7 protein-coding genes are annotated in these 11,789 nt (G+C 69.0%); 5 read left to right on the top strand and 2 right to left on the bottom strand.

Annotation, left to right across the window (positions count from 1 at the left end; translation table 11 throughout):
* Positions 1-96: 96 nt before the first annotated feature.
* Positions 97-3,396 (bottom strand): carbamoyl-phosphate synthase large subunit, encoded by a 3,300-nt coding sequence (gene carB / locus BM333_RS11005; protein WP_092311235.1) that lies wholly within the window; start codon positions 3,394-3,396, stop codon positions 97-99.
* A gap of 331 nt (positions 3,397-3,727) precedes the next feature.
* Here carB and BM333_RS11000 point away from each other — a divergent pair, with 331 nt between their 5' ends.
* On the top strand, positions 3,728-6,742 hold the full coding sequence (locus BM333_RS11000) for a TonB-dependent receptor domain-containing protein (protein WP_092311232.1): 3,015 nt from the start codon (positions 3,728-3,730) through the stop codon (positions 6,740-6,742).
* 114 nt (positions 6,743-6,856) lie between these two features.
* Positions 6,857-7,651, top strand: coding sequence for a hypothetical protein (locus tag BM333_RS10995; protein ID WP_092311229.1), 795 nt, complete (start codon positions 6,857-6,859; stop codon positions 7,649-7,651).
* On the opposite strand, the gene BM333_RS10990 is transcribed toward BM333_RS10995, so the two are convergent.
* A complete protein-coding gene (locus tag BM333_RS10990; protein WP_092311226.1) occupies positions 7,642-8,346 on the bottom strand; it encodes an HAD family hydrolase in 705 nt (234 codons plus the stop codon). The two genes, BM333_RS10995 and BM333_RS10990, sit on opposite strands and share 10 nt — an antisense overlap.
* A 164-nt stretch (positions 8,347-8,510) precedes the next feature.
* On the opposite strand from BM333_RS10990, the gene BM333_RS10985 reads away from it, so the two are divergent.
* Genes BM333_RS10985 through BM333_RS10975 form a run of 3 tightly spaced genes read left to right on the top strand, consistent with a single transcriptional unit; the run spans position 8,511 to position 11,745 of the window.
* Entirely contained in the window at positions 8,511-9,371 is an 861-nt protein-coding gene (locus BM333_RS10985) for a hypothetical protein (RefSeq protein ID WP_092311223.1), read from the top strand.
* A 41-nt stretch (positions 9,372-9,412) separates the two neighbouring features.
* Positions 9,413-10,411 carry an aromatic ring-hydroxylating oxygenase subunit alpha gene (locus BM333_RS10980; protein ID WP_092311220.1) on the top strand — a complete coding sequence of 333 codons (999 nt, stop codon included), beginning with the start codon at positions 9,413-9,415 and terminating at the stop codon, positions 10,409-10,411.
* The gene (locus tag BM333_RS10975; RefSeq protein WP_092311217.1) at positions 10,408-11,745 is read left to right on the top strand and encodes an amino acid permease; all 1,338 of its coding nucleotides are present in this window, start codon (positions 10,408-10,410) and stop codon (positions 11,743-11,745) included. Before BM333_RS10980 ends, BM333_RS10975 begins: the two co-directional genes overlap by 4 nt.
* Positions 11,746-11,789 lie beyond the last annotated feature (44 nt).

Below are 11,789 nucleotides of genomic sequence, written 5' to 3'. Positions count from 1 at the left end.
TCCCACGAAGGAGACGACTGTAGACCGGCGTGGCGGCATGGCAACGACGCCGCGATCAATCCGTTGCGGACGGCCGCAGACGGACCTGCCGGCCGGTCAGGCGTATCCCTGCACCGGCCGCACATCCAGTTCGCCGGCCTTGATGGCGGCGATGGCCTGCGCTGCGGCCACGGCGGCCGGAACGGTGGTGTAGTAGGGGATCTTCATCATCAGCGCCGTGCGGCGCAGCGAGAAGCTGTCCTGCAGCGACTGCTTGCCCTCGGTGGTGTTGATGACCAGCTGGACCTCGCCGTTCTTCATCGCGTCGACGATGTGCGGACGGCCTTCCAGCACCTTCTTCACATGCCCGACCGGCAGGCCCTGCTGCTCGAGGAAGGCATGGGTGCCGCCGGTGGCGATCAGGCTGAAGCCCTCGGCCAGCAGGGCCCGGGCGGCGTCCAGCACGAACGGCTTGTCGCTGTCCTTCACCGATACGAAGGCGCAGCCCGCAGTCGGCAGCAGGGTGCCGCCGCCGATCTGGCTCTTGGCGAAGGCGCGGGCGAAGGCGGGGCCCAGGTCGGCCTCGCCGTCGCGCTTCCAGTCCAGCCCCATGACCTCGCCGGTCGAGCGCATCTCCGGCCCCAGAACGGTGTCGACGCCGGCGAAGCGGGCGAAGGGGAAGACCGCCTCCTTGACCGCGATGTGATCGTAGCCGCGGTCCTTGAGCCCGAACGAGGCCAGCTTCTCGCCGGCCATCACCTTGGCGGCGATGGCGGCGACCGGCGCGCCCATGGTCTTGGCCACGAAGGGCACGGTGCGGCTGGCGCGCGGATTGACCTCCAGCACGAAGATGCGCGGCTCGGCGCTGTGCGGCTCCTCGATGGCGAACTGGACGTTCATCAGGCCGCGGACCTTCAGCGCCCTGGCCATCTCGGTGGTCTGGCGCTTCAGCTCGGCCACCGTGTCCGCCGACAGCGAGTAGGGCGGCATGGAGCAGGCGCTGTCGCCCGAATGCACCCCCGCCTCCTCGATGTGTTCCAGCACCCCGGCCACGAACACCGTCTCGTCGTCGCACAGGGCGTCGACGTCCACCTCGGTGGCGCGGTTCAGGTAGTGGTCGATCAGCACCGGATCGTCGCCCGAGACCGACATCGCCTCGTGGACGTAACGGTCCAGCTGCTCGCGGTCGTGGACGATCTGCATGCCCCGGCCGCCCAGCACGTAGGACGGACGCAGCACCACCGGATAGCCGACTTCCTCGGCCTTCTGCGCGGCCTCCTCGGCCGAGCGGGCCAGTCCGTTCGGGGGCTGCATCAGCCCGATCTCGTGCAGCATCTGCTGGAAGCGCTCGCGGTCCTCGGCCAGGTCGATCGAGTCGACGCTGGTGCCGAGGATCGGCACGCCGTCGGCCTGCAGCGCATGGGCCAGCTTCAGCGGCGTCTGGCCGCCGAACTGGACGACGACGCCCAGCAGCTCGCCCTTCGAGCGCTCGACGTCGATCAGCTCAAGCACGTCCTCGGCGGTCAGCGGCTCGAAATACAGCCGGTCCGAGGTGTCGTAGTCGGTCGACACCGTCTCCGGGTTGCAGTTGACCATGATCGACTCGACGCCGATGTCGGCAAACGCGAAGGCCGCGTGGCAGCAGCAGTAGTCGAACTCGATCCCTTGCCCGATCCTGTTCGGCCCTCCGCCCAGAATTATCGCTTTCTTTCTGTCACTTGGCTGGGCCTCGCAGGCCGGGGTCTGGCCCAGGGCGCCGGTCTCGTAGGTCGAGTACATGTAGGCCGTGGCGCTGGCGAACTCGGCCGCGCAGGTGTCGATGCGCTTGAACACGGGGCGGACGCCCAGGGCGCGCCGGGCCTTGCGCACCTCGGCCTCGGCCGTTCCGGTCAGCTGCGCCAGGCGGGCGTCGGAGAAGCCCTTGGCCTTCAGCCGGCGGAAGGCTACGGCCTCGGTCGGCAGGCCCTGCACGCGGACGTGGCCCTCGGTGCGCACGATGTCGGCGATCTGGCGCAGGAACCACGGCTCGTACGAGCAGGCCGCCTCGACCTCCTCGACGGTGAGCCCGTGCCGGAAGGCCTGCGCGATGACGCGGATGCGGTCCGGGGTCGGCTGGCCCAGGGCGCGCAGCACCGCCGCCTTGGCCGAGGCCTCGTCCTCCACGTCGGCGACGCCGTCGATCTCGACCTCGTTGAAGCCGGTCAGGCCGGTCTCCAGCCCCCGCAGGGCCTTCTGCATCGATTCCTGGAAGGTGCGGCCGATGGCCATCACCTCGCCCACCGACTTCATCGAGGTGGTCAGCAGCGGCTCGGAGCCCGGGTATTTCTCGAAGGCGAAGCGCGGGATCTTGGTGACGACGTAGTCGATCGAGGGCTCGAACGAGGCCGGCGTGACCCGGGTGATGTCGTTCTGGAGCTCGTCCAGGGTGTAGCCGACGGCCAGCCGGGCGGCGACCTTGGCGATCGGAAAGCCGGTGGCCTTGGAGGCCAGGGCGGAGCTGCGCGACACGCGCGGGTTCATCTCGATGACGACCATCCGGCCGTCCTTCGGATTGATCGCCCACTGCACGTTGGAGCCGCCGGTCTCGACCCCGATCTCGCGCAGCACGTTGATCGAGCCGGTGCGCATCCGCTGGTATTCCTTGTCGGTCAGCGTCAGCGCCGGGGCCACCGTGATCGAGTCGCCGGTGTGCACCCCCATCGGGTCGATGTTCTCGATGGAGCAGACGATGATGCAGTTGTCCGCCCGGTCGCGGACCACCTCCATCTCGTACTCCTTCCAGCCGAGCACGCTCTCCTCGATCAGCACCTCGGTGGTCGGCGACAGGTCCAGGCCGCGCTCCACGATCTCGCGGAATTCCTCGACATTGTAGGCGATGCCGCCGCCGGTGCCGGCGAGGGTGAAGCTGGGCCGGATGATCGCCGGCAGGCCGACGAAGGCCAGGGCGTCGTCGGCCTCGTCGACCGAGTGGATCGCCTTCGAGCGCGGGCTTTCCAGCCCCAGCTTGTCCATGGCGTCGCGGAATTTCTGCCGGTCCTCGGCCTTGTCGATGACCTCGGCCCGGGCCCCGATCATCTCCACCCCGTGCCGCGCCAGCGCGCCCGAGCGCTCCAGCGCAAGCGCCGTGTTCAGCGCCGTCTGCCCCCCCATGGTCGGCAGCAGGGCGTCCGGCTTCTCGGCGGCGATGATCTTCTCGACGATCTCCGGCGTGATCGGCTCGATGTAGGTGGCGTCGGCTACCTCGGGATCGGTCATGATCGTGGCCGGGTTGGAGTTGACCAGGATGACCCGGTAGCCCTCCGCCTTCAGCGCCTTGCACGCCTGCACGCCCGAATAATCGAACTCGCACGCCTGACCGATCACGATCGGCCCGGCCCCGATGATCAGGATGGACTGGATGTCGGTCCGCTTCGGCATAGGGCAGCACTCGCGCGCGCGATCCCGGCGCAGGCGCGGCGGCCGGCGCTGGATCGGTCGGGTTGTCGGTTAAGCGGCCCGTCTAGAGAAGGGGCGGGCAGGGGGCAAGGCGAATTCCGGCTTTGCCGCAGGGGCGAAATTGTGGCCTTGACGCTACGCTTGGGCGCTCGAAACCGCCTGCGATGGGTTGTCGAGGCGTTCGGAACACACTGTTGCCTCATTCCGCTGCCCGGTAGGCGGTTCATCGGCGGAAATGTGTCCGCGAGGTTGCCTGTGGCCAATCTTCGACGCTAGCCTGCCGATCAATCATAAGTATATCAGGATATCATCGATGACATTGCGCAAGCGACTCCGCGACACCTCCGCCCTCGCGGGACTGGCCGCCGTTCTCATCGCCGGCCCGGCGTTCGCGCAGGAGCCGACCCCGCAGCAGGACGAGGACCAGGATGAGGCCGCCGAGCTTGGCGAAGTCGTCGTCACCGGTTCGCGCATTCCGCAGAACGAGTTCACCAGCTCGTCGCCGATCCAGGTCCTGACCGCCGAACGCGCCGAGCAGCGCGGCCTCAGCGACACCGCCCAGCTGCTGCAGAGCTCGACCCTGGCGGCCGGTTCGCCCCAGGTGAACGCGACCATCTCCAGCGCCTTCGTCACCGACGGCGGCCCGGGTTCGGCCACCATCTCGCTGCGCGGCCTCGGCGCCAACCGCACCCTGGTGCTGCTGAACGGCCGTCGCGCCGGCCCGGCCGGCACCCGCGGCGGCGTCTCGGCCTTCGACCTCAACGTCATCCCGCAGTCGGCCATCAACCGCGTCGACGTCCTGAAGGACGGCGCCTCCTCGATCTACGGCTCCGACGCTGTGGCGGGGGTCGTCAACCTGATCACCGAACGCGCCCGCGACGGCGGCGAAATGTCCGCCTTCGCCAGCGTGCCTTTCGAGGAAGGCGGCGAGCAGTTCAACATCTCGGGCTCGTTCGGGAAAACCTTCGACCGCGGCTACCTGAACTTCTCGGCCGACTACTACCGCCAGGAGAAGCTGGCCGCGGGTGACCGCGACTACCTGTACTGCCGCAACCAGTACGTCTTCGAGCCGGGCACCAACACCCGGGCCGACCGGATCGATCCGCGGACCGGCCAGCCGCAGTGCACCGACCTGACCTGGGGCCAGGTCTACGTCTACGGCTCGAACTTCTCGGGCCGCGCCGGTCGCTTCCAGTACGACTATGACGGCGACCTCGGGAACTACATCCCGACCCGTCCGACCAACCCGGCGGTGAGCGCCCAGTACCCGAACGCTCCGGCCGGCTTCTACCTGGTCAACTACGACGTGCCGTCGCGGGCGGTGGTGAACAACCTGCACCCGTTCGCCCTCGAGGAATCGATCGTTCCGGAGACGGAGCGCTACACCGCCTTCGTCGAAGGCGCCTACGAACTGGGCGGCGGCGTCGAGGCCTATGCCGAGCTGCTGCTGAACCGGCGCGAGAGCCGGACGGACAGCTACCGCCAGTTCTGGAACTACACCTATACGGCGGACTTCCTGGACTACTACTACGGCCCTGGCGCCGGCGGCGATCCGGTCACCGGCTTCACCGGCCTGAACTACCTCAGCGCCACGGCGATCACCGACCACTTCGACCAGTCGCAGACGGTCGATTACAGCCGCCTCGTCGCCGGCCTCCGCGGCGATCTCCGCGGCTGGAAGTGGGACGTCTTCGCCCAGTACAGCCGCTCGGACGGCGACTACACCTCGGATGTCATCCTGCAGGATGCGGTGGACTCGACCAGCTTCAAGACGAGCTCGTGCGTCGGCACCAACCTGCCGGTCAGCGGGCGTCCCTGCATCGACGTCGACTTCACGGACCCGCGCTTCCTCGCGGGCGATCTGACGGCGGAAGAGCGGGCGTTCCTGTTCGACACCGAGACCGGCAACACCGTCTACGAGCAGTACTACCTGGAAGGCGGCATCGCCGGCACCCTGTGGGAACTGCCGGCCGGCCCGCTGGGCATGGCCGCCGGCTTCCACGTCCGCAAGGACGAGATCGTCGACACCCCCGGCGCCGTGACGCTCGCCGACAACAGCTGGGGCCTGTCGGGCGCCGGCGTCACCGAGGGCGAGGAGACCACCAACGAGGTCTACGTCGAGTTCGCGGTGCCGCTGCTGGCCGATCTGCCGTACGTGCAGAGCCTCGATCTGTCGCTGTCGGGCCGCTACACCGACACCGACACCTCGGGCGACGCGACCACCTACAAGGTCGGCCTGAACTGGGCCGTGAGCGACGCCATTCGCTTCCGCGCCACCCACGGCACCTCGTTCCGCGCCCCGGCGCTGTTCGAACTGTACCTCGCCGACCAGACCAGCTTCATCGGTCAGCGGAACATCGACCCCTGCCTCAATCTCGACCAGCGGGTGGCGGACGGCACGCTCCAGACGACCGACCCGGTCTACGTGAACTGCCGCAATCCGGCCGGTCCCGGCGGCGGCGTGGCGGGCGACTTCACCGGCGGCGTGTCCTCGGCCGAAGTGGTCACGGGCGGCGGCCTCGGGGTGCTTGAGCCCGAAACGTCGCAGGCGACCGTCATCGGCGTGGTTCTGACCCCGCCGGAAAGCAACCTCAGCATCGCCGTCGACTACTTCGACATCAAGATCGAGGATCAGGTCGACGTGCTGGGCGCCGGCGGCATTCTGGCGGCCTGCTACCTGTCGGAGAACTTCCCGAGCGATCCGATCTGCAGCCAGTTCGACCGGAACCCGACCACCAGCGCCATCGATCAGGTTCGCGACAGCTACCTGAACGTCGCCGAGCAGAACAATCGCGGCCTGGACTTCACCACCCGCTGGTTCCACGATTTCAGCTGGGGCACGCTGGGCATCGACAGCCAGACCACCTGGACCCTGGAGTCGAACCAGTCGACCTTCGCCGACTTCGGCACCGACTTCCTCGGCGACATCGGCAACCCGGAACTGGTCGGCAACATCAACGCCACCGTCTCGCGTGGTCCGTGGACCGCCTTCTGGGGCTTCGACTGGATCGGCAACCAGGACAACCGGCCTGACCGCATCCGCAACGGCCAGTCGATGTTCCAGGTGATCGACGGCCGCACCACCCAGATCAAGGCCGACGCCGAGTTCACCGGCTTCCACAGCGTCTCGCTGACCTACGAGTCGGAAGGCGACGGCTGGACCGGCGGCTGGACGGTGTCGGGCGGCATCGCCAACCTGTTCGACGAACTGCCCCCGGCGGCGTCGTCGACGGCGGTCGGCACCCAGGGCAACTCCATCCTGGCGTCGCAGTACACCGAGGCCTACTACGGCCGGCGCGCCTTCGTGCGCCTGTCCAAGTCGTTCTGATTACAGACGCTTGACTGACCGGAGGGGCGGCGGAGAAATCCGCCGCCCCTTCATCGTGTTCATCGTGCGCCGCGGCGCACGGCACTGGCGGCGCGGGCCGCGCGAGGCGACGGCATGGCGATCATTCGAGGCATCCAGGACACCCTGAACGAGAAGGTGGCGGCCTTCCCGCAGGCTCCACTGCGCCAGCCGGTGCTGGTCAACAGCATCCCCAAGGGCGGCACCCACCTGCTTCGCAACATCCTGCGGATGTTCGTGCCCGTGGAGCAGCACCACGACCGGGATTTCGTGCAGATCCCGAACATGCATCTGCACCTGGACGCCTTCAATCCGCACGCCCCGCGGCTGGCCGCCGGCCACCTGCTGTTCAGCGACCAGTCGCTGGCCAACATCCGCCACGCGCGGCACATCCTGCTGGTGCGCGACCCCTACGACTGGGTGCTGGCGCGGGCGCGCTTCTTCGTCTCCGAGGAGTTCGATCAGGAGAACATCCAGCACCTCAAGACGCCCGGCCTCTACAGCGCCGAGGCGATCCTCAACATGATGATCTTCGGCATCCACCAGAAGTCGCCGGCGCTCATCGACATCTACACCCACAACGCCGCGGCCTGGCTCGGCACGGGGGTGCATCTGGTGCGCTACGAGGATGCGGTGCGCGCGGTGAAGGCTCTGGATTCGGAGGACGCCGACAGGTTCTTCGCCGGCCTGCTTGACGCTGCCGGCATCGAACGTCCCGAGGACTGGCGCGAGCGGGTTCAGGTGGGGGCGGACCGGAGGCTGAGCCGCACCGCGCGGGAGAATCTGAAACTGCCTGAGGGACTGGAGTTCCCCGCGGCCTTGCCGGAGGCGCAGCGGCGCCTCGTCGACTTCCATGCTCCGGGACTGCGCGCCCTGCTGGGCTACGCCTGACCGATCCGGGCCTGGATCCAGCCTGGAAGATCACCTATCGACTCCAGCGCCGCGAAACGGGGGTCGTCCTCGGGGGCGTCGGCCAGTTCATGGGCCCAGGTGACGGCATAGGGGATGTGGACCGCCCACGCGCCCGCCTGCAGCGCCGGGAGCACATCCGAGCGCATCGAGTTGCCGACCATGACCGCTTCCGCCGCCCCCGTGCCGTGCCGGTTGAAGACCCGGTCGTAGGTGTGGGCGTGCTTCTCGGACACGATCTCGACGGCGGCGAAAAGGTCGCCAAGGCCCGAGGCGGCCAGCTTGCGTTCCTGGTCCATCAGGTCGCCCTTGGTGATCAGCACCAACCGGTGGTTCTCCGATAGCGCGGCGAGGGCCTCGTCGACGCCGGGCAGGGTTTCCACCGGGTGGGAGAGCATCTCGCGACCGGCCGCGAGAATTTCGCGAACCACGGCCGCGGGCGCCTCACCGCCTGTGAGTTCCATCGCCGTCTCGATCATGGACAGGGTGAAGCCCTTCACGCCGTAGCCGTAGAGCCGCAGGTTCCGCTGCTCCGTCGCGGATAGCCGGGTCTCGATGTGCTCCCGGTCTCCGTGTTCCGCCAGCAGTTCGACGAACCGGTCGTGGGTCAGCCGGAAGATGGTTTCGTTGTGCCAGAGCGTATCGTCGGCGTCCAAACCGATCGTGGTGATGGTCATCGCCGCTCCTTGCCCGCCCGGGCCGGAGCGCGCAAGCGCCCACGGCGGGCGGCGCAGCTCTCGAGGCGGCGACCGGGATTAGCCATGTTTGTACGCACGGCGTTGAGGAAGTCCGTGTCAGGGTGCCGGGTTATTTCCCGGGGGGCCGTCCACAGGAGTCGGTCATGGGAACCCCATCGGACGGCTGGAGTCCGATCCAGCCCGAAGCGGAACAGGATCGCCGGCCGGCCACGCAGGTCGCGCCGGAAGCTCCCGGCTTTTCGCCGCCCGCCCCGGCTGTGGCTCCATCCACGTCGGCGCGCCGCAGCTATGCCGAGGCCTACGAGAGCCTGACGTTCACCGTGGTGACGCGGGCGCAGCGCGATCTCACCGTCACCCTGGCGGCGCAGCCGGTCTTCGACCTCGCCCGCTCGGCTCCCGTCGGGCGCCGCATACGCCGCCTCGTCCGGCATCAGGGCGGCGAGCGCGCCTTGCTCGGTCTCGGCCGCCGAACCCTGGATGCCGTGGACCTGCACCGGATCGACCTGCTGACTCTCCGCCAGGGTCTGGACTTGCTGCGGTCGGCCCCGGCAGGCAGCGGCCTCCTGCCGGCCTACTGGCGGACTGTGGCTTCCAGTCGCGGCCGCTTCGCCTTGCTGTGCACCGAACTCCAGCACGCGCGGACACCCGGAAGTCTCATGATCGAGGTGCTGGGAGGGCTGGAGCAGGCGCCGCCCGAGGCGATCGCCGAAGCGATCAGCCATTTTGAGACCGCGGCCCAGGGGATCGTGCTTCACATCGCGCCGGACCTGGCCGCGGCGCGGAGATTGAAGAACGTCGGAGGGTGCTGCCTCGCCATCGACTTCGCGGGCGTTGAGCACGAGCATGCGCGCGACTGGCGCGGTGCAGCCGAGCTGATCGGGGTCGCGCGCGCGTCCTGCGGCCAGGTCCTGCTGCTGAACCTGCGGCCCGATCGCGGTCTGGCCGCGTACTCGGCGGGCGCGACGCATGCCGTGTTCGCGGGGATGGATCCGTTGAGGGTCTGATTGCTGTTGACGCCCTCCGACGGGGCAGGCCTCCTGCACGAATGCAGCAGACCCTGCCCGCCCGGCTCTATGGCGCCCCGGAGGCCTGGACGCGCGAGCGGAGCCAGGTTTTCGACCGCACATGGCTGTTCCTCGGCCACGAGGACGAGATCGCCGCCGCGGGCGACTGGCTGGCCACGGACACGGCCGGCATGCGGCTGATGATGGTGCGGGACCGGGAGGGGACGGTTCGGGTCTTTCACAATGTCTGCCGCCATCGCGCAGGGCCGCTGGTGCAGGGAGAGCGCGGCCATTGCGACGGCGAGCTGGTGTGCGCCTACCACGGCTGGCGTTACGCCCTTGACGGCCGTTTGCGGGCGGCGACGGGGTTTGGTCCAGCGGATGGTTTCGACCCCCGTAATCTGGGCCTGTTCGAGGTGAGGAGTGCGACGTGGCGGGGGCTGGTCTTCCTGAATCCGGATGGCGAGGCCGGCTCGCTGGAGGCGCACGTCGGGCCATTGGAGCGGTTGATGGTCGAGCGGGGTCTGCGCATGGCCCGTCCGGCGGTTCGCAGGACCCATGACCTCGCCTGCGACTGGAAGGTCTATGTCGAGAACTACCTGGAGGGCTACCACATCGGCGCCGTGCACCCCGTGCTGGCGGAAGAACTCGGGGGCGCGCCCTACCGCGTGCAGGTCGAGGACAATCTGGTGCTTCAGGAAGCGGTCGGGGTGAACGACGGCCCCCAGGCGGGCGTCTGGGGCTGGCTGTGGCCCAATCTCGGGATCAACGTGTATCGGGACGGAGCCATGATCGAGCGGATGACGCCGCTGGCCGCCGGACGCACCCGGCTGGACTACCTGTTCCTCAACGACGGAGGCGAGGCGGCGCTCGGCGAGGCGCTGGCCGCTTCGGACAGATTGACCGCGGAGGACGCCCGCATCTGCGAGTCCGTGCAGGCGAATCTGTCGGCTGGCGCCTATGATCGGGGCGTGCTGAGCCCGCGGCATGAAGGCGGCGTGGCATGGTTCCAGTCCCGCATCGCCGAGGTCCATGCATGAGCGACGTCGCCCGCCCCGTCCCGTTGCCGGAGGAGCCGCTGGCGGACCGGCACAAGCTGGGCTGGGGCCTGGCCGCGCTGGTGGTGGCCGGCAACATGATCGGCTCCGGCCTGTATCTGCTTCCGGTCAGTCTGGCGCCGACCGGCGCTTCCTCCCTGATCGGCTGGCTGGTCGCGGCGGCCGGCGCGGCGACGCTGGCCCTCGTCTTCGGGGCGCTGGGACGCCTGCAGCCCGACGCCGATGGCTTGGCGGGCTTCGCCGAGCGCGGCCTGGGCCGTTTCGCCGGCTTCAATGTGTCGCTGGCCTTCTGGGCGGCCTGCCTCGTGGGCAATGTGGCCGTGGCGGTGGCGGCGACAGGCTATCTGGGGTTTTTCTGGCCCGTGCTCCGGGATCCGGTGGCGGCGACTTTCTGCAATCTCGCCATCATCTGGACGGCCACGATCGCGTACATCTTCGGAACTCGAACCGCGTCCTGGCTTGCCGCCGCGGCCCTCGTCATCGGTCTGGTCCCGATCGCCATCGCGGTGGTGGCGGGCGCCCGCGCCTTCGACCCGGATTTGTTCGCGGCCTCATGGAGCCCATCCGGCGCGCCGCTGTTCGAAACCGTGCCGGCCTCGCTGGCCATCATCTTCTGGGCCTACCTGGGCGTGGAGAGCGCCGCGGCCCTGTCGCGTCGGGTGCGCAATCCCGGACGGGATGTCGGCCGGGCGTCCGTCGCCGGCGTCGGGCTGGCCACCGTGGTCTATGTGGCCGCTACGGTGTCGGTGTTCGGCGTCATCCCGCTGGCCGAGATCGAAGCGTCCTCCAGCCCCTACGCCGATCTGGCGCAGCGGGTCTTCGGCGGCTCCATCGCCGGGCTCGTGGCGGTCTGCGCCATCGTCAAGACGATCGGCACGGTCGGCGGCTGGGTCATGATGGGCGGCGAGACGGCCCGCGCCGCCGCGCGCCACGGCTACCTTCCGGCCGGCTTCGGGGCGGGTGACCGGACCCCGGTCGCCAACCCCCTGCTGGGGGCCGCGATCATGAGCGTGGTCACGGTCCTGTCCGGACAGCCGACCCTGGGCGGGCAGTTCGGCCTGCTTGTCGGGGTGACGTCGGTCCTGACCCTGGTCGTCTACGCCATGTGTTCGGTCTCGCTGTTCCGGCTGGCCAAGCGTCCGCGCACCCGGGTCACCGCCGGCGCGGGGCTCGTTTTCGCTGCGGCGGCGATCGCGTTCGCGGCGCCGGGTTACGTTCTTCCCTCGGCCGGCTTCTTCACCTTGATGGTCGTCGCCTGGCTCGCCGTCGTCCGCCGTTCGGCGCGGCCGGTTGACCCGGGGCCGGGCGACGCCTAACGACGCCGCCGTTTGCTTGCCGGGATTCGGCTGTATGGAGCGCC

Origin of the sequence: Brevundimonas viscosa, assembly GCF_900116065.1 — a bacterium.
Classification (GTDB): Bacteria; Pseudomonadota; Alphaproteobacteria; order Caulobacterales; family Caulobacteraceae; genus Brevundimonas; species Brevundimonas viscosa.
The sequence above is the reverse complement of the archived record's forward strand: the minus strand, read 5'-3'. Positions and strand labels throughout refer to the sequence as shown.